The sequence below is a fragment of the Trichococcus patagoniensis genome (assembly GCF_003051085.1).
Taxonomy (GTDB): Bacteria; Bacillota; Bacilli; order Lactobacillales; family Aerococcaceae; genus Trichococcus; species Trichococcus patagoniensis.
Genome location: NZ_QAOM01000019.1, coordinates 12,906 through 37,034, shown reverse-complemented (window position 1 = coordinate 37,034; position 24,129 = coordinate 12,906). Strand labels below are relative to the sequence as shown.

The window sequence follows — 24,129 nt, the reverse complement described above, 5'->3', positions numbered from 1 at the left end:
CATATTTGAAGCTCGTCATCCCAAATGATAGACCAGACCGGTCAAAAAAACAACTGTTGGCCTTTCAAATTAAAGATATCTTACAAAACGCTTATCCAAAAATTGCTTTTCATTTGTAATTCTTTACGAATTCTTATATCATTATCAGCACTGCATCGCGTAAAATAAGAAGCATCAAAGGTCGAAGTATCCAACCCTACCCAAAATATTACAAAAAAGGAGCTATTCTATGGAAGAAGTCGTAATTGTCAGTGCTGCCAGAACCCCAATCGGTTCATTCGGAGGCAGCCTCAAAAATTGTAGCGCAGTCGGACTGGGAAAAACGGCCACAGAAGCGGCGTTGAATCGGGCTGGTCTAGCCCCTGAAGAAGTGGATTCCGTCATTTTCGGAAATGTCCTTCAGGCTGGCATCGGCCAGAACACGGCACGCCAAATCGCGGTTGCTGCCGGAATCCCCTACGAAAAAACCGCCATGACGATCAATGAAGTCTGCGGCTCCGGATTGAAAGCGATCATCCTGGCGAGCCAAGCCATCCGTCTCGGCGACGCCCGCACGGTGGTCGTCGGCGGCACCGAAAGCATGTCGCAGGCTCCCTACTTGTTGCCGAATCAACGTTGGGGCAGCAAACTTGGCGATATCAGCGCCGTCGACAGCCTCGTGCACGACGGTCTGACGGATGCCTTCGACCAGCAGCACATGGGCATCACGGCCGAAACGGTAGCGGAAAGATTCCAGGTCAGCCGCGAACAACAGGACGCGTTCGCGCTGCGCTCGCAACAGAAAGCCGCCATCGCGCAAGATGCAGGCTACTTCAAGGAAGAAATCGCGCCTGTCATCCTCACAGACCGCAGGGATCAGCAGACGGTGGTGGATGATGATGAATATATCCGCAAAGATGTCACTATGGAGAGTTTGGGCAAATTAAGGCCAGCCTTCCAAAAGAACGGCACGGTGACTGCCGGGAACGCATCCGGGATCAACGACGGAGCGGCTGCCTTGGTGCTGATGCCGAAGTCGGAAGCCGAAGCGAAAGGCATCCCTTATCTGGCCACAATCAAAGGTTATGCCGAAACCGGTATCGACCCTGCCATCATGGGTTACGCGCCTTACTACGCCATCCACCAAGTATTGGACAAGTCCGGGCTGCGCGTGGAGGACATCGACCTCTTCGAATTGAATGAAGCCTTCGCTTCGCAGAGCATCGCCGTAATCAGGAATTTGGGCTTGCCTGAGGAAAAAGTCAACATCAGCGGAGGCGCCATCGCTTTGGGTCATCCCATCGGCGCTTCCGGATCACGGATTTTGGTTACCTTGTTGCATGCACTGAAACGGACGGATACTAAGCTCGGTCTCGCCTCCCTTTGCATCGGTGGCGGAATGGGCATCGCAATGATTATCGAACGGCCTTAGTCAAAGCAGGACCTTCCCGGGGAGTTGAGCTTTTCATCAACCTGGGGAGGTTTTTCATAAAAAAGCGCTTCGGAACGGTAATTGCATCGATATGCTGTTGAGTTTTCAACGAAAATGTGGCATACTCTTTATGAGAAATTTTTAATTTAAAAATGACAATAATGCAGAGGAGACTGAATCCGTGACGACCTATCACAGCACACGAAATGCAGAAAAAACACTGACGGCTTCACAAGCAATATTACAAGGGATAGCGCCAGACGGCGGATTGTACGTACCCGATCACATTCCGGCTTTGGACATCGCATTGGATCGCCTAGCCGACATGACTTACCAAGAATTAGCCTACGAAGTGATGCAGAAATTTTTTGACGACTTCACTGAAGAAGAATTGAAACATTGCGTCAACGCTGCCTACGATGACAAATTTGACGACTCCAGCATCGTCCCGTTGGTGAAAGCCGGCGGAAACCACTACCTGGAATTATTCCATGGACCGACCATCGCGTTCAAGGACATGGCCCTTTCGATCCTACCGCACTTGATGACGACTTCCGCCAAAAAGAACGGCAGCACAAAAGAAATCGTGATCCTGACAGCTACTTCCGGCGATACCGGCAAAGCGGCGCTTGACGGATTTGCGGATGTGCCGAACACGCGCATCATCGTGTTCTACCCAAAAAACGGCGTCAGCGCCATACAGGAAAAACAGATGGTGACGCAAAAAGGCGCTAACACTTCTGTCGTTGCCATCGACGGAAACTTCGATGATGCCCAGACGAACGTCAAAAACATGTTCGGAAACGCAGACTTGGCGGCACGTTTGGATGCAGCAGGATTCCAATTCTCCTCCGCCAACTCCATCAACATCGGCCGTCTGATCCCGCAAGTGGTCTACTATGTCTATGCTTACGGCCAAATGGTAAAACAAGGCGCTATCGCTGCTGGCGAACCGATGAACGTCGTTGTCCCTACCGGCAACTTCGGGAATATCCTGGCTGCCTACTTCGCGAAACAAATGGGCTTGCCGATCCAAAAATTGATCATCGCTTCAAACGAAAACAAAGTCCTGGTCGATTTCTTCGAGACCGGCGCTTATGACCGCAACCGCGACTTCATTTTGACGACATCCCCATCGATGGATATCCTGGTTTCCAGCAACCTGGAACGCCTGCTGTATCTGATGGCCGACGAAAGCGCGGAAGCTGTCCAAACTTTCATGAACGACTTGAAGGAAATCGGTCGCTACGAAGTGACGGAAGCGATGCAGGAAAAAGCGAAAGACTTCTACGCGGACTACGCGAAGGAAGAAGAAGTGACGGCACAGATTGCTGCACTTTACCATGCTGATGGCTATGTCATCGATCCGCATACGGCTGTGGCGGCGCATGTTGCCAACGCTTATGTGGCCGAAACCGATGATCACACACCAATCATCATCGCGTCGACTGCTAGCCCTTATAAATTCCCGCAAGCCGTCCTGAATGCCATCGATCCTGAGTTTTCAGATGATTCCATGGAGGAAATGTTGGACCGCCTGAGAGAATTGAGCGGAGTCGCTTTCCCAGCAGCAATCGAAGAATTATTGCATGCGGAAGTTCGCCACAACACCGTTGTCGCTTCCGACGAAATGCAGCAGAGCGTCGAAACTATTTTGGGTTTGAATTGATTGTAAATGTTTAAAGCTTAGCCGACGACCGGAACATTTTCCGGTCGTCGGCTTTTTGTGCGCTTTGGGCGGTGTTTCGTTCTGTGCTCCGGTGAAGCCGGTCTTCGCCGGAGCTGAGGATGCAAAGATGCGCTCTACTCCGGTCAACCGCTTCTGGTCGGAGTCAGCGGTGGAACTTCACTCTTAACTCCGGCCAACCGCTCTTGGCCGGAGTTGCCGGTAACATTTTTTTCGTTTCTCCGACTAAGCACACACATCATCAAGAAATCCGCGCCGTTTTTTGGTAAAATGGAATCAGAAAGAAATAGAATCGAGGCGCTAAATGAACATACTGATCGACGGGGATGCTTGTCCCGTAAAAGACATCATCATCGAAGAAGCCATCAAACGCGATATACCGGTCACGATCGTCACCAGCTTTGCCCACTATTCCAATGCCCCGCTCCCTGCTGGTGTGAATACCGTATACGTCGATTCCGGAGCGGACGCAGCCGATTTCAAGATCATCCAGCTCGCGCACCGAGGCGATCTGCTTGTTACGCAGGACTATGGCTTGGCCTCTCTCGCTTTACCGAAGGGGCTGACCGTGCTCCATCATAAAGGTTTCGCCTATGACAACAGCAATATGGAACGGCTGCTTGAGGACCGCTACATGAGCGCGATGGTCCGCAAAAGCGGCAAACGCACGAAAGGTCCGAAGCCATTTACGGATGCTGACCGGCATGCATTCCGGAAACTGCTCATTTCCAAGCTGCAAGAAACCTAATGGAATCCTAACAGAATCAAGAAAGAGGTGCATCAGGATGCGCAATGAAATCATTATCGAAGATGTGAAACATATCGTCGCGGACAAGTTGAGGAACGAAGCTACGGGGCATGATTGGTGGCATACGCTGCGGGTCTACAACACGTCCATGGACATCGCTGAAGCGGAAGGAAACGGCAATCGGCTCATCATCGGCTTGGTGGCTCTTCTCCATGATGTCGCCGACCACAAATTCGGCTACACCGATGCCGACCGCGAAGCCATCATCACCGACATCCTCCGGCCTTTCGAGTTAAGTGATTCCGTCATTGACCAGGTCATCTACATTGTGAACAACATGTCCTTCAAGCAAGGGAAAAACAAGCATGTGTTGGAAACGATCGAAGGCCGGATCGTGCAGGACGCCGACCGCTTGGATGCCATCGGCGCCATCGGCATCGCGCGCGCATTTGCCTACGGCGGGCACAAAGACCGGCCGCTTTATGTTCCCGAGCACAGCGATGATCCGGACAGCGATACAATCGGCCATTTCCACGAAAAATTGCTCCTGCTGAAGGACGGCATGCACACGGAAGCCGGCAAACAAAAAGCGCTCGCCCGCCACGAGCGGATGGAACAGTTCCTGAAGGACTTCCATTCCGAGTGGGATGGCCACTGAAAAACCGCGAAAAGACTGGGCTGGCTCAATTGAGCCAGCCCAGTCTTTTCGCGTTCTGTGGAATCATTGTCTGGTTATTTGGTCCGGGGTTCGAGATCGTGGCGAGATTCCCCGCCAAAATGGTTTTGACGGGGAATCTCGCGTTTTCCACGGACGTCTTTCCCCGCCAAAGTGGTTTCGGCAGGTTTTCTGAGTGCGATTTCAACTAATTTTCCCCATTAAGGTGGTTTTGGCGGGTTATTTCAGCATCAATCCAATTCCGGTACAGCCCAGGCTTTTTGTCTGTTCAACACCTATAAAGCCATTTCGTAGATTTTTCGGCTGATATCCAAAGTCTGGTCAGCGCGTTCCGAAAGGCGGTCGCGCTTGTGGACTGCCAGTTGCTCGACCATATAGTCGATGTCCGTTGCTTCGATGCCGATTTCACTGAATCGGGTCGGCATTTCCAACGAACGAAAGAATTCCTCTGTTTTGTGGATGCCAAAATCGATCCGCGCCTCTTCATCGCCGGCATCGGCGCCCCAAACGCGCTCTGCGTACTGAAGTAGCTTATCCCATTTTTCCTTTTTGCGCACTTTCATGGTAGCAGGCAGAATGACCGAAAGCGTACGGGCATGATCGGTCCCGTTCAAAGCGGTGATTTCGTAGCCCAAGGCATGGCTGGACCAATCTCCCGGTACGCCGGAAGCCGTGAATCCGTTGAAGCCGTTGGTCACTGTCCACATGAAGTTCGCCCGCGTGTTGTAATCTATTTCTTCATCCGCCAGGACTTCCTGGCCGATTTCGATGAACGTGTGCAGGATGCCTTCGGACCAGCGATCCTGCAGTTTCGCACCGACCGGATAGGTCAAGTAGTTCTCCATGACATGGACAAAGGAATCGGAGAGGCCGTTCGCCAATTGCCTCTTCGGCAAAGTGTAAGTCAATTCGGGTTCCAGAATCGAAAAAGTCGGGAACAGATACTCATTTTTGATGCTCACCTTTGCCTGCAGTTCCTCAAAGCTGACTACGGTGATCGGGTTCATTTCCGAGGAAGTCGCCGGAATCGTCAACACTGTCCCGAAAGGCATCGCCTTTTCGACCGGCAGCCCTTTGCCGACACCGCTTGCGAAGATGTCGATTGGATTGCCTTCGAACAGGCTGGCGGCCGCGATGAATTTCGTTCCGTCGATGACCGATCCGCCACCCACGGCAATCAGGAAAGTGAAGCCTTCCGTTTTGATTTTCTCCACAGCATCCATGAGGTATTCAAAGACCGGATTCGCCGGAATGCCGCCGAACTCGCCCCATTCCCTGTCGCCCAGAGCCTCCACGACACGGTCGAAGGTGCCTGAGCGTTTGGCGCTGCCGCCTCCATAGGTAATCAATACTTTTGCATCTTTAGGCACAAACTTGTCGATTTTTTTGACCTGATCCCGTCCGAACGCGATCCGGACAGGATTATAGAATTCAAAATCCATGATTTCAGCTGACGGTGACATAGTATTTCGTTGCCATAAATCTAACTAAAACTAGTTTATGTTTGCTTCCCTGTTCTTCGTGCCCGATTTGGTCCTGACGGACTACTTTCGTTTGTTGCAGCACTCCGAGGGCGTAAATTCCGATGCAACGAATCGTACATATCCGAGCTACCATTAGACTGCTTGGTAATCCCTCAGATTGTAGCTTGCGTTCAGATCCCTGTCGCAATGGTGACCGCACGCGCAGTGGTAAATTCTGTCACTGCGTTTCAGGTCCTTTTTGAGCGTTCCGCAGTTGTTGCACAACTTGGAGCTCGGGAACCATTGGTCCGCTTCCACAAATTCAATGCCATGCAGTTCGCATTTGTATTGCAGGCATTGTTTGAAGAAAAAGAGTTTCTGATTTGCGACCGCCTTAGCCAAATGCTTGTTCTTCATCATGCCGCGGATGTTCAGCGTTTCCACCACAATGCGGGAGGGTTTGGATTTCACGATCTCCGCCGTTGCTTGATGGACATGATTGGTTCGGATGTTGGCTAAGCGTCTGTGTTGCTTTCGGATTTTAGCTTCTAGTTTTAGGAGATGTTTAGATTTAGGCGTTCCTTTCTTGTATTTTCTGCTTGCACGCCGCTGCAATCTCTTGAGGCGTTTCTCCGCTTTCCTCACGGAGGCTGTTTTGTTGATATTGTTGTAAAAGATGCCATCGGAGGTGACAGCCAACTCCTTGACACCGACATCCACCCCAACAATCCGATCGTCCAATTCGACGATTTTCGGAGTCACTTCGACGCCGACCGTCAGATACCAATATTTACCGTCGAACTTGATACGCGGGTTGTAGTATTTGCAGTCCACGGGCAACGGTTCGTTGGTCTTCACCCAACCGATTTTCTCCAACAGGACGCGATTGCCTTTCACTTTCAGCTTGCCGCAGTCATTGTAGAAACTCGGCGTGGAGCGGCGTTTGGTCTTGAACCGGGGATGCTGAGCTTGCCCATTGAAGAAGGCTTTGTAGGCTTTGCAGGCATCCTTGACCGCTTGTTTGACGACATTGTTGGACACGTCGTTCAGCCAAGCATATTTCTTGCGCTTCTTCATCTTGGTGATGTGCTTGCGCAGCTCATTGTCGTTGATGAATGTCCCGCCGAAGCGGTGATTCATTTCCTGCATCCGGATCGTGTAGTTGTAGGCCCAGCGAGCAACGCCCGCCGCTTGGTAGAGTTTGGAAGTTTCATCTGTCACAATCAAACGGACCTTCTTAGTCAGCATCATCTCAGATCATCCCTTTCTATACGCAAAGTATAGAGGAAACGGGATCAAAAACAAAAGATTTGCATGCATTTGAGGAGATTTTTATTGACTGTTTAAAGCCCCATTAGTTTCAGATAGTTATGCTAACTTTGTGCACAATGCATCGATTGCATCGCCCATAATCGCAAGGCCGGCTTCCAGCTGCTCATCCGTCGTGACCAAAGGAGCCAGGAACCGGACCACATTGCCGTAGGTGCCTGCATTTTCGATGATCAAGCCGTTCTGGACGCATTGTTGGATCAGCGCGTTCACCAATTCCGAAGCAGGTTCTTTGGTAAGTCGGTCTTTGATGAATTCAACCCCGATCATCCCGCCCAAACCGCGCACATCGCCGATTTCTTTGTATTGCTGTTGCCATTCTTCAACACGGGCAGTGTAGGCTGCACCCAGTTCCAATGAACGGTCGCAGAGTTTTTCGTCTTCGATGACTTTTATCGTCGCAAGCGCCGCCGCACAAGATACCGAATTGCCTCCGAAGGTGCCGCCGATCAATCCGCCGGTCATCCCTTTGAAGATCTCATCACGGGCAACGATGGCGCTGAGCGGGAATCCGCCTGCAATCGATTTTGCCGTACACAGGATATCCGGAGCGCAGCCGGCTTCTTCGTAGTAGGAGGAGGCAAACAGTTTTCCAGTGCGCCCGAATCCGGTCTGCACTTCATCCGTCATCATCATGATGCCATTCTCGTCACAGATCTGGCGGACTGCTTTGACCCATTCGATCGGAGCCGGGATGAAGCCGCCCTCGCCCTGCACCGGCTCGAACACGATGGCAGCGACTTGGCTGGCCGGCGTCAACTCATCAAAGGCGCGTTTGATGCGTTCGATGTAGTAGGCCACTGCCTCATCATCCGTGTAGTAGGCAGGTTTGCGGTAAAGATTCGGATAATCCACACGGAATATCCCATCCGGGAACGGCCCTAAGCCGATCGAATTGGCCTTTTTCGCGGTCATGTGGGTCGTCAAAAGTGTTCGTCCATGGAAGGCGCCTGAGAATACGATGACATTCGGACGTTTCGTGTAGGCTCTGGCTACCTTTACGCCATTTTCGATCGCTTCGGCACCGCTGTTCGCAAAGAACGTCCGCTTTTTGAAGCCCTTCACCGGCACGATATCGTTCATTTTTTCAGCTAATGTAATATATTTTTCACTCGTAAGGATATTGATCATCGCATGAAAATAATCATTTTCCTGTTGCTTGACTGCTTCCACGACTTTCGGGTGACGGTGTCCGATATTCAGAACACCTACGCCCCCGACCCAATCCAAAAAGCGGTTGCCGTCAACGTCCTCGATGATGGCGCCCTCAGCCTTCCCTATCGCAACCGGATAGACGCATGTCAAAGAGGCAGGGATCGCTTCCGATCTCCGTGCAAGAATGGCTGCTGCCTTTTCCCCAGGCAATGTTTCCGTGATGATTTCCGGTAATTGATATCTCAATTCTGTTTCTGTTAATGATGTTGTTCCTGTCATGACGCTCGCTCCCCTTTTCATGCATACTTGTGATATCTTTTGTGACTTCGATGTTTTGATTATATAGATTTATCACTCAAACCGAAAACATTTCATGACACCGGATAGGACCTTTTCTGTTATGCGATGTCAGCTTCGTTCACATCACTTCGGAAATAGGGTTGTAATAACCAGGAAAAACTATGATACATATAGGATTTCAAGCAAAAAAACCTCCCGTTATCTTTACGGGAGGTTTCCTGACATGAAATTTGATTTATTTTTATTTTCATTCCATTTTAAGGATATTGCGCAGCAAATGGGTGAAGAAATGTAAAAATGGCCGCAGCAAATTGGGCTCATATTGTTGTTTCCCGCTCCACAAAATGTCCGAAACTGAAACGGAGCGCATTTTTCCGGTCACCGAACTGGATGCCTTCCTTCACAATCACTTTTTCTTCCAACAATTGCTGAAGCAATTCATCCATTTCAGCATCGGTTTTATTCGGAAAACAGCAATAAAGGTGGAAGCCGCCTTTTGACGGTTCAAAACTGATTTCCGTTCCGTATCTGTTTCTGAGCCACGTTTGCAGTCTTTCAGCGCGCTCCCTCAAAGCCGCGACGATAACGGGAAGATGGGCAGCCATTTCGCTCGCCAAATAATGCTCTGCCAGCAGCTGCGGCAAGAAACTCAATCCGGAGTCGATCTGATCGCGGATGTCGGCCAATTCCCGGATAATCGCGGCAGGCCCTACCATCCAGCCGATCCGGATATGCTGACCGGCAAACTTGGACAAGGACCCCAGATACAGGACTTGCTGCCGTTTATCCAAGCTTTTCAACGGACGATTATCGACTGTTTCATCAAAAACAAAGCTGCCGTATGCATCATCCTCCACAATCGGGATGCGTTTCAGCAAACAATAATCAAGGATGGCCTGTTTCCGCTCCGGGCTCATGACCGTTCCTGTCGGATTCTGGAAAATCGGATTCAGAAAAATCATCTTCAGAGGGTACTGCAAGGAAACTTCTTGGAGACCCTTGACGGTCATGCCCTCGCCATCCATCGGAATCGGAATAATCCGCAGACCGGCAGCCTGAAATAATCGCAATGAATAGAAATAAGAAGGCGCTTCGATACCGATCGCATCGCCCGGCTTCAACAGCCCTTGCGTGATCAAAAACAAGGATTGCTGGGTCCCCGAAGTGATGAAGATTTCCTCAAGCGGGACAGTCATCCCGTACGCGGTCTGGAGGTGTTTTTGGACACTTTCCCTCGTCGCCTTGATCCCTCGGTTCTCCCGGATGAATGTCGCTTCCCCATGCAACATGTCACCCAGCGAAATATCCGGGATCTTTAGCTCCGGCAAGAGGTCCTTCGGCAAATCCCCATTCCCCAAATCCAGGATTTCGCGTGATCGGTGCTGCGACGACAGTTGTTTGACGTTTCTTTGATAAGGGGTGTCCCCCGAAAGACTATCCGGCGTCAAGGAAGTCCGCCAGTTGATGGTTGGCCTTGTCTGCATCCCCCATTTATTCGGATTCACGAACGTCCCGCTGCCCCTTTTGCGGATGAGGATCCCCTGCGTCGTCAGCTCTTCCAGTGCCCGGATGACGGTCGAGCGGTTGACCTGCAGTTCCTCCGCCAACTTGCGTTCCGCCGGCAAGGCCCGGCCGGGGACCAAATCTCCGGCTTTTATCTTCTCTTCGATCAGCTGCATCAGCTGTTGATAGAGCGGCATGCCCCTATCCTGGTCCAGTCTCCATTCCGTCATTCCTTCACTCTCCCTAGTTTTAACTCATTATACACCAAATTGGTTGGTTCGGAAACAGTCCAATTGGATGTAGGTGTTATTGGAAAAAGGGCTTATGATTTAACCATTCTTTAATCTATTTATCATCTAATTCAAGGAGGATTATTTATGACAACAAAAATCATCGGTTCAGAAAAAGTAAAACGTGGGATGGCCCAAATGCAAAAAGGTGGCGTCATCATGGATGTCGTGAACGCGGAGCAGGCAAGAATCGCTGAAGCGGCTGGTGCCGTAGCGGTCATGGCTTTGGAGCGCGTGCCCTCGGATATCCGCGCAGCCGGCGGGGTCGCGCGGATGGCGGATCCCTCCATCGTCGAGGCAGTGATGAACGCTGTGAGCATTCCCGTCATGGCGAAAGCCCGCATCGGTCACATCACCGAAGCGCGCATCCTGGAAGCGATGGGTGTCGACTATATCGACGAGAGTGAAGTGCTGACTCCGGCTGATGAAGAGTTTCACCTCTTGAAATCGGACTATACGGTTCCTTTCGTTTGCGGCTGTCGCGATCTGGGTGAAGCCTTGCGCCGCATCGGTGAAGGAGCTTCGATGCTGCGTACGAAAGGCGAGCCGGGGACCGGTAACATCGTGGAAGCCGTCCGCCATATGCGCAAAGTCAACGGCCAAATCCGCCAATTGATAACGAAATCGGACGATGAACTGATGACATTCGCCAAGGAAATCGGAGCCCCTTACGAACTGGTCAAGGAAATCAAACTGCTCGGGAAATTACCGGTCGTGAACTTTGCTGCCGGTGGTGTCGCAACACCTGCCGACGCAGCCTTGATGATGAGCCTGGGTGCGGATGGCGTCTTCGTCGGATCCGGCATCTTCAAAGCCGAGAACCCAGAAAAATTCGCCCGCGCCATCGTCCGCGCGACAACCAATTATGAAGATTATGCCTTGTTGGCTGAACTGTCCAAAGGCTTGGGCGAACCGATGAAGGGGATCGACATCAGCACCCTGCACGCTTCCGAACGCATGCAGGAAAGAGGCTGGTAAGCATGACGAAAAAAATCGGTGTTTTGGCCTTGCAGGGAGCCGTCACGGAGCACCTGCAGGCGCTGACTAAATTGGGCGTTGCTGCCGTAGCCGTGAAGACGCCTGCCGATCTGGAAGGCCTGGACGGGCTAATCATCCCTGGCGGCGAATCGACGGCAATCGGTCGCCTGATTCGCGAACAGCGATTGGAAGAGCCTTTGCGGGCCTTTTATGCTGCCGGAAAAGCGATTTTCGGTACCTGTGCCGGGCTGATCCTCTGCAGCACCGACCGTAGCCATGCACCTGATGAATTGCGGCTCGGCTTCATCGACATCGAAGTCGAACGCAACGGCTTCGGCCGCCAGGTCGACAGTTTCGAAGCGCTGCTGCCTTTTGAAGGCATCGTTGAGCCGGTGGAAGCCGTCTTCATCCGCGCGCCTTATATCCGCTCATTCGGCGTAGGAGTGCGGATGTTGGCCAGCATCGACGGAAAGATTGTAGCAGCAGAAAATGATCAAGTGCTGGTCACTGCTTTCCATCCGGAATTGACGGATGATCTTTCGGTATTCGCGTATTTTTTGAAGAAAGTCGGATAAGGTAATGTTATCGGACAACGTTACCCTTAGCGGGGCCGAGCTTGTCCGATTTCTTTTCGGTATCGGACAACTTCAGCCTCTGCTGGCACCTACTTGTCCGATTCCTGCTTAGTATCGGACAACCGCAGACAACTCCGAGACAAACATGTCCGATAAACAAGCGTTATCGGACAAGCTCGACCATTACCGGGATCTAGTTGTCCGATTTCTTTCCGGTATCGGACATGTTCAGCCTCTGCTGGCGCCTACTTGTCCGATTCATCCAACATATCGGACAACCGCAGACAACACCGACACAAACTTGTCCGATAAACAAGCGTTATCGGACAAGCTCGACCATTACCGGGATCTAGTTGTCCGATTTCTTTCCGGTATCGGACAAGTTCAGCCTCTGCTGGCGCCTACTTGTCCGATTCCACGAAGTTATCGGACAACCTCACCAAATGCTGTACTAAATAATACCAAAAAAATCCCCTGCCTCACGCTCTTGCGTGATACAGGGGATTTTGCATTTGTTAATCCAAATCTTCGCCGTTGCTGGCGATGGCTTTTTGGTACCAGTAGAAGGAATCCTTCTTCAGGCGATCCAAGCTGCCTGAACCGTCGTTATCGCGGTCCACATGGATGTAACCGTAGCGTTTCGCCATCTCGCCGGTACCGGCCGAAACCAGATCGATGCAGCCCCAAGAGGTGTAGGCGACCAGATCCACGCCGTCCAGTACGATCGCATCGCGCATGGCTTTGACATGGTCGCGCAAGTAGGAAATGCGGTAATCATCATGGATTTTGCCGTCGACGATTTCATCCACAGCGCCCAGGCCATTTTCAACTACCATCAACGGCAATTGGTAACGGGAATGGAAAGTGTTCAAGGCCACGCGAATACCCAATGGATCAACTTGCCAGCCCCACTCCGATTCTGCCAAATACGGATTCTTTTCACCCATCAAGGCGTTGCCTTCACCCGGAACACCGGATTGCGCAAAGCTAGCGGCGCTGGAAGCATAGTAGCTGAAGGAAATGAAATCGACCGTATGTGCAGCCAAGATTTCCTCATCGCCTTGCTCGAAGGTGACATTGATGCCCTTCGTGGCGAAGTAAGCCAGTTTGCTCGGCGGATAATACCCGCGGGCATGGACGTCAGAGAAGAACAGTTTCTCCTCTTCTTTCCGTTGTGCCGACCATACATCTTCCGGTTTTGCCGACAGCGGATAGACTGGTGCATAAGCGATCATGCAGCCGATGCGGTTTTCGGGATCGATTGCCCGTGCAGCCTTCGTCGCCAAAGCGCTGGCCACGAACTGGTGATGCAATGCTTGGTACATGACTGCTTCTTGGCTTTCGCCCGCTTCCGCTTTCGAACCGATCGAGATTTGCGGCAGAAACGTCGCCATGTTTATTTCATTGAAGGTCAGCCAATAGTTGACTTTGCCTTGGTAGCGTTCAAACAAGGTTGTAGCATATCTTTCAAAGAAGCTGATCAGCTGGCGGTTTTCCCAGCCACCGTAGTGGTCGACCAGATATTGCGGCATCTCGAAATGCGAGATCGTCACCAATGGTTCGATGCCGTATTTCGCCAATTCATCGAAGACGTCATCGTAAAACGCCAATCCGGCCTCGTTCGGTTCCAATTCATCACCTTGCGGGAAAATCCTTGTCCAAGCAATCGACATGCGGAACATGCGGAAACCCATTTCGGCGAACAAGGCAATGTCTTCCTTGTAGCGGTGGTAGAAATCGATACCGATATGCGAAGGATAATAATCACCGATACCGGCGAAGCGCTCCGCAAAATCGCGTGAGCAGGTCAATTGGTCGATGACCGACGGACCTTTTCCTTCGGCATCCCAACCTCCTTCAAATTGATTCGCGGCTGTGGCGCCGCCCCAGAAGAAACCTTCCGGAAATCCTTTACCTGCTGACATGACAATTCCTCCTATTTCTTTACCAAAGATGCGCCGTTTGTTGCAATGACTTCTTTGTACCAATTGAATGATTTTTTCTTGTAACGGTTCAGTGTGCCGGATCCGTCATCGTGACGATCGACATAGATGAAGCCGTAGCGTTTTTTCAATTCTGCAGTGGATGCGCTGACCAAGTCGATGCAACCCCAAGTCGTGTAGCCCATCAGGTCCACGCCGTCCGCGATTGCTTCAGCGACTTGCACCAAGTGGTCGTTCAGGTAGTTGATGCGGTAATCGTCGTTGACAGTCATTTGACCATCTTCGCCTTCAACCAGCTGATCGACTGCACCCAAACCATTTTCGACGATGAACAACGGTTTTTGGTAACGATCCCAGAACGTGTTCAGGATCACACGCAAGCCTTTTGGATCGATCTGCCAGCCCCACTCGGAAGCCTCCAAGTATGGATTATGAATACCGCCCAAAATATTGCCTTCGCCTGCTGCTCTCTTGGTAGGATCCGCCGTTTCCGTGGAACTCATGTAATAGCTGAAGGAAACGAAATCAACAGTGTTCTTCAGGATTTCTTCGTCTTCCGGCGTGATGTTCAACGCGATGCCGTTTTCACGGAAATAACGTTTCATGTAGCCAGGGTATGAGCCGCGAACATGGACATCCGAGAAGAAGAAGTTTTGGCGATCCGCTTCCATCACCGCGATGATATCATCAGGATGGGAAGTCAACGGATAAGTCGGCATTGCGATGACCATGCAGCCGATCTGGAAGTCCGGATTGATTTCGTGGCCTATTTTTGTCGCCAAAGCACTGGCTACCAATTCATGGTGGCAAGCTTGGTACAGATCCGATTTCGATAATTTGTCCGGAGCCGTCGCAATCCCGCCGCTCATGAATGGCGCGTGGATGATCGAGTTGATTTCGTTGAACGTCAACCAATATTTGACTTTGTCTTTGTAGCGCGTGAAGACCGTGCGCACGTAGTTTTCGTAGAAACCGATCATTTTGCGGTTGACCCAGCCGTCGTATTCGCGAGCAAGGTGAAGCGGTGTTTCGTAATGGGACAATGTGATCAGCGGTTCGATGCCGTATTTTGCCAATTCATCGAACAAGTCATCGTAGAACTGCAAGCCAGCTTCATTCGGCTCGGTTTCGTCACCATTAGGGAAGATACGTGTCCATGCGATGGAAGTACGGTATGTTTTGAAGCCCATTTCCGCAAACAATGCGATATCTTCTTTATAACGGTGGTAGAAGTCGATCCCTTCCAATTTCATGTTGTCCGGTGTAGGACCATCCGTGATCGGCCCAAATCCGCCTTGAGGGGTTACGTCCTGAACGGAAAGCCCCTTTCCGTCAACATTATAAGCACCTTCGTATTGGTTTGCGGCTGTTGCGCCGCCCCATAAAAATCCTTTTGGGAATACTGTTTGCATGTGACCGCTCCTGTTCTTCTTCATCTATTTTATTTTTGGGTCCGCCTCGTCGTGGGACAGCCCTGAATTATAATTACTTATCCCAAATGGGTTCGGGCGCCTGAGACCACAAACCAAATTCCCGAATATCTGGTTTTTATTCGGGAGACTGGCTTGCGGTCTAGGTCTTTTCCCCGGATATCTGGTTTTTATCCGGGAATGTTGTTTGCGGTTGAGATCGATTTCCCGAATACATGGGTTACATTCAATTATATTGCTTGTGATCGACTCCGATTTCACGGATAGCTTGCGGTTACGCGATGACCGTCAACAGATAGTCGCCGTCGTTCAAAGTTGCTTCTTTGGTCGTGAGCACATCCAGGTAATCATTGCTGTTGGTGACGATGATCGGTGTGATGACTTCGTAGCCTGCTTTTTTGATGAAGTCGATGTCGAATTCCAACAACAATTGGCCGGCAACGACTTTATCGCCTTGTTGCACATGGCTCGTGAAGCCTTCGCCATTCAATTGGACTGTATCCATGCCGACATGGATCAGGATTTCCGTACCGTTTTCAGTCGTCAAACCGATCGCATGTTGGGTCGGGAACAAGAGCGTTACAGTTGCGTTTGCGGGTGCATAGACTTCGCCGACAGTCGGACGGATTGCGATCCCTTTGCCAAGCGCTCCGGTTGCGAAAGCTTCATCCGGAACATCCGACAATTCAACCACTTCGCCGATCATTGGGCTAGCGACCAAATCTTTTTCAGCAGCTGCGCTCAAGTCTTTTTTCATTGCTGCAACGACTACAGCGTTTGTGTCCAAAGTTGTTGCAGTTGTTGCAGTTGTCGTAGTTGTTGCTGTTTCAGTTTCCCCGTAAAGCACAGGGATTTTTGAGAAGAAGACAAGGATGAATCCAGCGACAAGGCCGACTGCACATACGATGATGGAAGCCCAGAAGTTGAAGGTCATGGAACCGTCCGCTTCCAAATAACTAGGGAATGAGAATACACCCAAACCACCCATACGGTAGCCTGTCAATTTCAAGATACCTGCGACAATACCGGAGATCGCACCAGCAATACAGCTCAATTGGAAAGGACGTTTCATCGGCAATGTGATCCCGTAGATGGCTGGCTCAGTTACACCGAACAAGCCGGAAATGAATGCAGGGATGCTCAATTGTTTCACTTTCGCTTCCTTCGTTTTCAAGTAGATGGCCAGGATAGCACCCGTCTGTGCGAAAGAAACGCCTAATACAGTAGCCAACAGTTGGTCGAACCCTTGTGTCGCCAAGTTGTTGATCGCAATCGGAACCAAGCCCCAATGCAAACCGAACATGACGAATACTTGCCAGCCGCCGCCCAAAACAGCGCCTGCGACGATTGGGCTCAAGTTATAGACCCATGATACGCCAGCGCCAAGCAGCGTTGCAGCCCATGTGGAAATTGGTCCGACAAACAAGATGGTCAATGGAACGACGATCAATAAAGTTGCAAAAGGCACCATGAATAATTTCACGACATCCGGAATGACATTCTTCAAGAATTTTTCAACTTTGGAGCCCAGGAAGACGGCCAACAGAATCGGCACAACGGATGAGGCATAGCTCATCATGATGATCGGCAATCCGAAGAATGTCATGTAGATCGGGGATTCAAAGATAGAACCGGCGAACAACGTGTACAATGGATCGATTCCGGCAGGATTTACCAGCCCTGGATAAACCATTGCGGTTGCGACTGCCATCGCCGTAAAGCTGTTCATCTTGAAGTGTTTGCTGGCAGTGAAGGCAAGGAAGATCGGCAGGAAGTTGAAGAATCCGTCACCCGCTGCTTGAATCAGGACATAGGCCCCATCAGTAGTCGACATACCCGCGGCCACCAAAAGTGCTGCCACACCTTTCAGCATCCCTGTCGCTGCTAGTGGTCCAAGGATTGGTTGGAATATCTTCGAAATCATATCGATGAACTGGTTGAACAAGCTGCCTTTCGGACCTTCATCTTCAGCATCGACTTCGCCGCCTCCATTTAAGCCACCGACCGCGTTGACTGCTGCGTAGACATCCGGTACATGGTTGCCTATTACGACTTGATACTGCCCGCCACTTTGGATGACAGTAACGATTCCTTCGAGCTTCTTCAAATAATCCGTGTCCGCTTTGCTTTCGTCAACCAATTTGAAACGCAGACGCGTGATGCAGTGAGCCAAGCTGCGGACGTTTTCTTTGCCGCCCACATGAGCCAAAATGTCTTTTGCTAATTCTTCATATTTCATGTTATATCCCTCTTTTTCTATTATTTTTTATTAAAAAAAACCTAAATAGAGAGCATGGGAATCGCTTCCCTGCCGTCTACTTAGGTTTTGCCTGCCTTACCAGTAACAATCCTCTTGAGAGCATCTTTATATTCACTTTTGTGGCACGACCCGATGGATATGGATCGTGAGATAAACAAGTTCGTCGTTCCCGACCTGAAAATGGTGGGCACCGCCGACATAGGTCGAGATCTTATTCGCACACGTGTAAGCATTCGGATAGTTTGCCTTCACTTGTTCCAACAAGAATGTGTCCGGAGCCGTCTGGAAAACTTCACCCATGACGACCCGCTGCGCAAAATACTGCAGATGGGTGTAGAATCGATTATAGGAAATCGATTCTTCATCGAAGGCGACTCCGAAATGCAAGCGGACGATGTTCAGAATGTCCTGAACGATCCGGGTCACTTTCATCGTCTCTTCGATCAATTGCCCTTCCTTTTGCGCATTCACGAAATGCAGTGCGATGGAAGTCGCTTCATCAGGTGCCATCACGACACCGGTATGTTCCGCGATGAGTGCCAACCCGATTTTGCCGAGCTCGTATTCCCGTCGATAGAACTTCTTCACTTCGAAGGCCAAAGGATTGGTCAAAACAATCCCTTCCTTTGTCCGCTGGATAGCGTAATGAATGTGGTCCGCAAGCGTCAGATAGACGTTTGCTTGGAAAATATGATTCAGCCTCGTTTCGGCCTCTTGAATGATCTTAAAAATGGCATCTGATTCTTCTTGCGGCAAATCCTGATAAATGGCCTTTAGCTGATCGGCTGAATCATTTTCCTGGATGACGAAGGTCTTCTCGATCAAAGACTTGTCGAAAACGTCTCCCGTCCGTTTCTGAAACCCAATCCCTTTTCCCATCACAATGACTTCGGATGAGTCTCCGGCTTTTGCCAAGACCACGTTGTTATTGTAGACTTTTTCAATCTTCATCGATTATCCCCATTCCCCCTTCCATTAAAAAAAACCTAAACTAACACCAAATGATGTGCACATCATCTCGTATCAATTTAGGTTTTGCCTGCACAAGCAGTAACAATCCTATGAACAACATGTTAGCACTTCCAATAAAAAGATGCAAGCCCTTTCCTTAATAAAAGTTAATTTTCATTTATAACGTTGGTGGATCAGCATTTCTTTGAAAACGGATGTTATTAGCTTTATGACTAGTGTGTTGCGGAGCAGCATTCTGCGCTACAAAGATGGATTCTTTGCTTTTATTCATCTTTTTGGTCGACATTCTGATTTCTGTTGAAAAAAAAGCTGCCTCGCAATAAGGCAGCAGCTATATCATGCGCGTTCTCTATCCAACACCAGCATTCTCCTGAAAACGAAGCGCTTGTTCAACCATTCCATGAAAAGCTGCGCAACGGTTCCGGTGAACAGCATAGCGAATACGGTACCAATCCCGACACCAGCGATACCTTCCAGGAACAACACCGAAAAAACAACGCTCAACACCACACAGAAGACATCAAACCCCGTTTTCATCTGCTTCACGCTCAGACCGAAATGATCGGCCATTTCGCGGACGAACAGGTCGAACGGAAGAGCGGGGAGCTTGCAGTTCATCATCAGACTGATTCCGAATGCCAACAGGAAAAAGCCGGCAAAGAAGAAAACGATCCGGAGCGGCATAGTAGCAATGATGCCCGAAAAAAGCACTTCAAAGAAATCCATCAAATTGCCGAAGAGCAATGCCAATACAACCGAGAGAACATACCCCAAAAACTTCCGGGTGATCACGGCCATCAGCACGACAAGGACTACTTGAAAAGCGAAATTCCAACTGCCGATGGTCACCTCCGAAAACAGCTTATTCAATACGACCGGCACGGATGAAATCGTCGATACCCCAAGTTCGCTTTTGATCATCAACGATACGGCCAACGCATTGATCATCACTCCCATGGCCAATGCCACTTCACTTGCGAACACTTTTTTCTCCATATCTGCCTCCTTATTTTGTCTTTCGCATTTATTACTTTTTGATGACCAGCCCGAGCATGACGACAAAAGCCAACGCCTGCTCTTCGCTGACGATCGCGCCCTTCAGATCCTCCAGCGTGACGCTGATGCGCTCGAAACGGCAACTGCTGATGTCGATGGCCTTCAACGGTGTTCCCGTGAAATTGATTCCGGACAATTCGCATTCGGAAAAATCCACTTTCTTCAATTTGCATGTGTAAAAATCGGCCTCATTCAGACGACAGCTCTCGTAACGGACATTCTTCTGCTTGCTGAATCCAAGAGCCGCCATCTGCAGGTTGCATTCGCGGAAGCGCACATCCTCAAAGACCCCTTCAGTCATTGAGGTGCCGATGAGCCGGCAATTCACGAAATGCACCCGCTTCATAGTGACTTCATCCAGCTGCACATTGGCGAAATCGCAGCTTTCAAAGATGACATCCCGCAAGTACAACTGGTTCACCGTCGCTTCGCTGAAAGTCACATTCTGGAATCTGACTTCGGTGAACTCCACTCCCCTGGAATGGCCAAAATCGATGGCCGTATTTTTGAAAAGCGCATGTTCTATATAAGGTTCATCCGGATCGAAACAGTCGGCGAAATTCTTTTCGGGCAATTCGATCGGCAAAACCGGATTTATAATTTTGACTGGCACAGCACACATTCCTTCCTGACATTAAGCTTTCTTACTTTGAGTATACCTGAAAAAATGACGCTTAGATATCATTGCTTGAAAATTATCGACTTGAATCCGGAGTGCTATAATGGAGGCAAGGGAACAGGACAGGGGGAGTTACGATGGCTCACAAATATGATAAAGTATTCCGCGGTACTGCCTTCACCAGCAGGACGCCGCAGGAAGTGACCGTGCTGGATGATCATCTGTTTTGCCTCGATGCTGAAGGAGTGATCCGGCGCATTCTAGGCCCCGATGATCCGGATTATGACAGGCTTGTTGCTGCTTACAGCGGGACTGCTTCATTCCTATCGCTTGCCGAGGGGCAGTATTTCCTGCCGGGGTTCATCGATCTGCACATCCATGCTCCGCAATGGGCGCAGGCCGGCACTGCCATGGACATCCCTTTGCATGATTGGCTGGAAACCTATACCTTCCCGCTTGAATCGAAATTCTCCGATCTGGATTTCGCCCGCAAAGTCTATCAGGATCTCGTTGTGACGCTTTTGGCGAACGGAACGACGACTGCCCTCTATTTTGCGACCGTCCATAAGGAAGCAAGCTATCTGTTGGCCCAAATCTGCGCCGACAAAGGTCAACGCGGGTTGGTCGGGAAAGTGGTCATGGACGACAGGGAACAGAATCCGGAATATTACCGGGACGAAAGCACTGAAGTCGCATTGGCGGATACGGAAAGTTTCATCCAGTTGGTTCAGGAATTGGACAAAACGACCAAACAAGGTGTCTATCCGGTCGTGACGCCCCGCTTCATCCCGAGCTGTACGGACGAGGCGCTGGCTGGGCTCGGTGAACTGGCAAAAAAATACAATACGCATATCCAATCGCACTGCAGCGAAAGCGATTGGGAACACAACTATGTCCGTGAGCGGATGCAGAAGAGCGACACCTTTGCGCTCCATGAGATGGGCCTTTTGCAGGACAAAGCAGTCATGGCGCATGCCGTCTTCCTTTCAGATGAGGATGCTGATTTGTTTGCCGAAACCGGCACCGCGATTGCGCATTGTCCGATTTCGAATGTCTTTTTCTCGAACGGTGTCCTGCCGGCTGCACGTTTTACTGCAATGGGAATCGATATCGGGCTGGGCACAGACATCTCCGGAGGCTTCTCCCCGAGCCTATTCGACAACATCCGCCAGGCTGTCATATCTTCGAGGATGCTGGAGGAAGGCGTTGATCCGTCACTCCCTTCTACGGAACGCGGCCTGCCACAATCTCGGATTACCGCTAACGAGGCGTTCTACTATGCGACTGCCGGCGGAGGACAGAGCCTGAGCCTGCCAATCGGGCGCTTGGAAGAAAATTATGCCTGGGACGTCCAAGTGATCGACGTAAACGCGCCGAACGCCAAACTTCCGCTGTTCGATGAAGGGATTTCGAGGGAAGATCTGTTGCACAAAATCCTCTTCTTGAGCCGCCCGGAAAACATCCGCGAGGTGTGGGTCCAGGGCGATTGCGTACACAAACGGAAGTGAATGAGTCGCAAGTCGAATTTACGTTGTGCTGCATTAGGTTTGCTGCCGCGGCAACTCCAGCTAGCCTCCGAATTATTGATGATTCGGAGGCTTTTTGCCTAATGATATATCAGAAAGCAATATAGAAGATAACATAGGGGTGAATAAAATGCCTATGTAACCTATTCATGTTAGAATGAAAATAAGAAACTATTGGAGGATGATAATATGAACCAAAAACTCGTTGAGATTTGCCTGCGTGTCAGAGATATTGACGCTACTTTAAACTTCTATACTGATCTATTTGATTTTGAAGTTGCCAGCCATAGAAAATTCCCTGAGGATAAGTTTGATTTAATCTATCTGAATTCTCCCGGTTCTTCTGTACAAATTGAACTCACTTACAATTACGATGCCGAGCCATATAATGTAGGAAATGGCTTCAGTCATTTAGGTGTGACTGTCAGTGACTTAGAAAAAATGCATGAAGTTTGTAAAGCTTCTGCTTATGAAACAGGTGAGTTAAAAGGACTTTCAGGGGGTACACCGACTTATTTCTTTGTGACGGACCCTGATGGCTATCGAATTGAAGTAAAGCGCGAAAAATAATTTATTGAATACTCTAAAAATTAATAGTATAAAAAGAAACACGCAAGCAGCCAAGCGGATGCTTACGTGTTTCTTTTCATTCAAGCTGCTCAAGCAGCGTATGTTTAGACTTTTTCTTTCAAAATCATGTTCAATACCAAGGCAACAATCGTACCTGCAGAGATACCGGAAGAGAACAAGCCGCTCAAGATACCTGGCAATTGCGCCACTGTATCCGGAACAAAGGAAACACCCAGACCGATACCCAACGCAGAAGCAACGATGATCATGTTGCGGTTGTTGAACTCGACGCGTGAGAGTGATTGCACACCGGCAGCGGCAACCGTACCGAACATCAAGATACCGGCACCACCCAATACAGGTAGCGGCATGATGGAGATCAAAGTAGCAAATTTAGGGAAAAGGCTCATCACGATCATGATGATACCACCCATGATGGCTACTTTACGGGAAGCATTGCGGGTCAAAGGAATCAATCCAGCATTTTGGCTGAAAGTTGCGGCAGGGCCGGAACCGATGAAAGGCGCGATGAACGATCCGAAACCATCTGCACGAACGCCGGCAGCGATTCTTTCATCCGTCAATTTCGTTTCCGTAACGGCGCCTAAAGTCTGCATAACACCGACTGTTTCAATGACTGTTACCAGATAACCGGATACGAAAGGAATCGCGTATTCAAGTTTGAAATCAGGTACGCCGAATTTGAAAAATTGTGGTAAAGCGAACCATTCAGCGGCGACGACTTGGCCGAAGTCTACCATACCCAACGGAATGCAGACAACATAACCGATTGCGGCACCGATCAACACGGCAGCCGGAGCGATTTTGCTTGGTCCGTAATGGTTGATCAAAGCGATGATGAGGAACACGAGCACTGCGATACCGATGTTCATCGGATTACCGAAATCTTCAGATCCGAAACCGCCACCTGCCCAGCCCATCGCTACGGACATCAGCGTCATCCCCATCAAGGAGATAACCGATCCGGTCACGACCGGCGGGAAAAATTTCAATAAAGGTTTTACGAAATAACTTAAACCAACTTCCAGTAAAGCGCCCAACATCGTACCGCCGAAGTAGGCCGTGATGCCACCCGCACCGATGACGGAAGCAGCTGGCGCCACAAAAGCAAAGTCAGTTCCCATGATCGTCGGCAAGCCTGCACCGACGCGGAACCATTTCGGACCGAAACCTTTTGATTGAATGATTGAAACGATACCCGAAGCCAAAAGCGCTGCGCTGACCATATAAGCAGTATCCTCAACCCCGAAACCTGCAATCCCGGCAATGATAAGCGGAACTGCGACTAAACCACCAAATGCGGTGATGACGTTCTGAAATCCTAAAACGATTGTCGTGCCTAAATCGGGTTTATCCTCTACCCCGTATGTCAGGCCCGTATGTACTTTCTCTTCCATGTTTCTCCTCCTGATAACGAACATTAATGATTGCAAAACAAAATATAATTCGTTTATTAACGACAAATAAAATTATATCGATATCACATACAATTGTAAAGTGTAAATAACGAATTATAAGGGCTTTCATTATGAGAATCTTCACATTTTAACGCTATAACCCCAATAAAAGCGAACATTAAACAGAATTTTCATCTTTTTGTATTTAAAATGCCGAATG

Annotated in this window: 19 protein-coding genes; 8 read left to right on the top strand and 11 right to left on the bottom strand. The window is 49.9% G+C overall.

What is annotated here, in order from left to right:
• The first annotated feature begins 229 nt into the window (after positions 1–229).
• From C8U37_RS11835 to C8U37_RS11820, 4 genes are all read left to right on the top strand, one after another.
• Positions 230–1,411, top strand: coding sequence for an acetyl-CoA C-acetyltransferase (locus tag C8U37_RS11835; protein ID WP_108033433.1), 1,182 nt, complete (start codon positions 230–232; stop codon positions 1,409–1,411).
• 181 nt (positions 1,412–1,592) lie between these two features.
• A complete protein-coding gene (thrC, locus tag C8U37_RS11830) occupies positions 1,593–3,080 on the top strand; it encodes a threonine synthase (protein WP_108033432.1) in 1,488 nt (495 codons plus the stop codon).
• 322 nt (positions 3,081–3,402) lie between these two features.
• Positions 3,403–3,846, top strand: coding sequence for a YaiI/YqxD family protein (locus C8U37_RS11825; protein ID WP_108033431.1), 444 nt, complete (start codon positions 3,403–3,405; stop codon positions 3,844–3,846).
• A gap of 37 nt (positions 3,847–3,883) precedes the next feature.
• Entirely contained in the window at positions 3,884–4,504 is a 621-nt protein-coding gene (locus C8U37_RS11820; RefSeq protein WP_108033430.1) for an HD domain-containing protein, read from the top strand.
• A gap of 293 nt (positions 4,505–4,797) precedes the next feature.
• On the opposite strand, the gene C8U37_RS11810 is transcribed toward C8U37_RS11820, so the two are convergent.
• The 4 genes from C8U37_RS11810 to C8U37_RS11795 form a co-directional block, all read right to left on the bottom strand.
• The gene (locus tag C8U37_RS11810) at positions 4,798–5,964 is read right to left on the bottom strand and encodes an iron-containing alcohol dehydrogenase (protein WP_245879833.1); all 1,167 of its coding nucleotides are present in this window, start codon (positions 5,962–5,964) and stop codon (positions 4,798–4,800) included.
• Positions 5,965–6,138: 174 nt separating this feature from the next.
• Positions 6,139–7,236, bottom strand: a complete 1,098-nt coding sequence (locus C8U37_RS11805) for an RNA-guided endonuclease InsQ/TnpB family protein (protein WP_108033427.1) — start codon at positions 7,234–7,236, stop codon at positions 6,139–6,141.
• Between the two features lie 117 nt (positions 7,237–7,353).
• Positions 7,354–8,748, bottom strand: a complete 1,395-nt coding sequence (locus tag C8U37_RS11800; protein ID WP_108033426.1) for an aspartate aminotransferase family protein — start codon at positions 8,746–8,748, stop codon at positions 7,354–7,356.
• A 338-nt stretch (positions 8,749–9,086) separates the two neighbouring features.
• On the bottom strand, positions 9,087–10,502 hold the full coding sequence (locus tag C8U37_RS11795) for an aminotransferase-like domain-containing protein (protein ID WP_108033425.1): 1,416 nt from the start codon (positions 10,500–10,502) through the stop codon (positions 9,087–9,089).
• Positions 10,503–10,649: 147 nt separating this feature from the next.
• Here C8U37_RS11795 and pdxS point away from each other — a divergent pair, with 147 nt between their 5' ends.
• Together pdxS and pdxT are read left to right on the top strand one after the other, a co-directional pair.
• Positions 10,650–11,540, top strand: coding sequence for a pyridoxal 5'-phosphate synthase lyase subunit PdxS (pdxS, locus tag C8U37_RS11790; protein ID WP_108033424.1), 891 nt, complete (start codon positions 10,650–10,652; stop codon positions 11,538–11,540).
• 2 nt (positions 11,541–11,542) lie between these two features.
• The gene (pdxT, locus tag C8U37_RS11785; protein ID WP_108033423.1) at positions 11,543–12,115 is read left to right on the top strand and encodes a pyridoxal 5'-phosphate synthase glutaminase subunit PdxT; all 573 of its coding nucleotides are present in this window, start codon (positions 11,543–11,545) and stop codon (positions 12,113–12,115) included.
• A gap of 515 nt (positions 12,116–12,630) precedes the next feature.
• On the opposite strand, the gene C8U37_RS11780 is transcribed toward pdxT, so the two are convergent.
• From C8U37_RS11780 to C8U37_RS11755, 6 genes are all read right to left on the bottom strand, one after another.
• Complete coding sequence (locus C8U37_RS11780; RefSeq protein ID WP_108033422.1) at positions 12,631–14,040, bottom strand: 6-phospho-beta-glucosidase; 1,410 nt, start codon at positions 14,038–14,040, stop codon at positions 12,631–12,633.
• 11 nt (positions 14,041–14,051) lie between these two features.
• The gene (locus tag C8U37_RS11775; RefSeq protein ID WP_108033421.1) at positions 14,052–15,470 is read right to left on the bottom strand and encodes a glycoside hydrolase family 1 protein; all 1,419 of its coding nucleotides are present in this window, start codon (positions 15,468–15,470) and stop codon (positions 14,052–14,054) included.
• A gap of 292 nt (positions 15,471–15,762) precedes the next feature.
• On the bottom strand, positions 15,763–17,727 hold the full coding sequence (locus tag C8U37_RS11770; protein ID WP_108033420.1) for a beta-glucoside-specific PTS transporter subunit IIABC: 1,965 nt from the start codon (positions 17,725–17,727) through the stop codon (positions 15,763–15,765).
• Between the two features lie 132 nt (positions 17,728–17,859).
• A complete protein-coding gene (gene licT / locus C8U37_RS11765) occupies positions 17,860–18,699 on the bottom strand; it encodes a BglG family transcription antiterminator LicT (RefSeq protein ID WP_108033419.1) in 840 nt (279 codons plus the stop codon).
• A gap of 357 nt (positions 18,700–19,056) precedes the next feature.
• Entirely contained in the window at positions 19,057–19,716 is a 660-nt protein-coding gene (locus C8U37_RS11760; RefSeq protein ID WP_108033418.1) for a DUF6198 family protein, read from the bottom strand.
• Positions 19,717–19,747: 31 nt separating this feature from the next.
• A complete protein-coding gene (locus C8U37_RS11755) occupies positions 19,748–20,389 on the bottom strand; it encodes a pentapeptide repeat-containing protein (RefSeq protein WP_170100282.1) in 642 nt (213 codons plus the stop codon).
• Between the two features lie 143 nt (positions 20,390–20,532).
• Between C8U37_RS11755 and guaD the strand changes: the two genes are divergently transcribed.
• A complete protein-coding gene (gene guaD, locus C8U37_RS11750; protein ID WP_108033416.1) occupies positions 20,533–21,903 on the top strand; it encodes a guanine deaminase in 1,371 nt (456 codons plus the stop codon).
• A gap of 207 nt (positions 21,904–22,110) precedes the next feature.
• Positions 22,111–22,491: a lactoylglutathione lyase gene (gene gloA, locus C8U37_RS11745; RefSeq protein ID WP_108033415.1), complete on the top strand. Its 381-nt coding sequence runs from the start codon at positions 22,111–22,113 to the stop codon at positions 22,489–22,491.
• 104 nt (positions 22,492–22,595) lie between these two features.
• On the opposite strand, the gene C8U37_RS11740 is transcribed toward gloA, so the two are convergent.
• Entirely contained in the window at positions 22,596–23,909 is a 1,314-nt protein-coding gene (locus C8U37_RS11740) for a uracil-xanthine permease family protein (RefSeq protein WP_108033414.1), read from the bottom strand.
• Between the last annotated feature and the right edge of the window lie 220 nt (positions 23,910–24,129).

Coding starts and splice junctions, on each gene's coding strand:
- C8U37_RS11795 (WP_108033425.1), bottom strand. CDS start 10,502: ATGACGGAATGGAGACTGGACCAGGATAGGGGCATGCCGCTCTATCAA.
- licT (WP_108033419.1), bottom strand. CDS start 18,699: ATGAAGATTGAAAAAGTCTACAATAACAACGTGGTCTTGGCAAAAGCC.
- C8U37_RS11820 (WP_108033430.1), top strand. CDS start 3,884: ATGCGCAATGAAATCATTATCGAAGATGTGAAACATATCGTCGCGGAC.
- C8U37_RS11810 (WP_245879833.1), bottom strand. CDS start 5,964: ATGGATTTTGAATTCTATAATCCTGTCCGGATCGCGTTCGGACGGGAT.
- gloA (WP_108033415.1), top strand. CDS start 22,111: ATGAACCAAAAACTCGTTGAGATTTGCCTGCGTGTCAGAGATATTGAC.
- pdxS (WP_108033424.1), top strand. CDS start 10,650: ATGACAACAAAAATCATCGGTTCAGAAAAAGTAAAACGTGGGATGGCC.
- C8U37_RS11775 (WP_108033421.1), bottom strand. CDS start 15,470: ATGCAAACAGTATTCCCAAAAGGATTTTTATGGGGCGGCGCAACAGCC.
- C8U37_RS11770 (WP_108033420.1), bottom strand. CDS start 17,727: ATGAAATATGAAGAATTAGCAAAAGACATTTTGGCTCATGTGGGCGGC.
- C8U37_RS11760 (WP_108033418.1), bottom strand. CDS start 19,716: ATGGAGAAAAAAGTGTTCGCAAGTGAAGTGGCATTGGCCATGGGAGTG.
- C8U37_RS11740 (WP_108033414.1), bottom strand. CDS start 23,909: ATGGAAGAGAAAGTACATACGGGCCTGACATACGGGGTAGAGGATAAA.
- C8U37_RS11800 (WP_108033426.1), bottom strand. CDS start 8,748: ATGACAGGAACAACATCATTAACAGAAACAGAATTGAGATATCAATTA.
- guaD (WP_108033416.1), top strand. CDS start 20,533: ATGGCTCACAAATATGATAAAGTATTCCGCGGTACTGCCTTCACCAGC.
- C8U37_RS11825 (WP_108033431.1), top strand. CDS start 3,403: ATGAACATACTGATCGACGGGGATGCTTGTCCCGTAAAAGACATCATC.
- C8U37_RS11805 (WP_108033427.1), bottom strand. CDS start 7,236: ATGATGCTGACTAAGAAGGTCCGTTTGATTGTGACAGATGAAACTTCC.
- C8U37_RS11835 (WP_108033433.1), top strand. CDS start 230: ATGGAAGAAGTCGTAATTGTCAGTGCTGCCAGAACCCCAATCGGTTCA.
- pdxT (WP_108033423.1), top strand. CDS start 11,543: ATGACGAAAAAAATCGGTGTTTTGGCCTTGCAGGGAGCCGTCACGGAG.
- C8U37_RS11780 (WP_108033422.1), bottom strand. CDS start 14,040: ATGTCAGCAGGTAAAGGATTTCCGGAAGGTTTCTTCTGGGGCGGCGCC.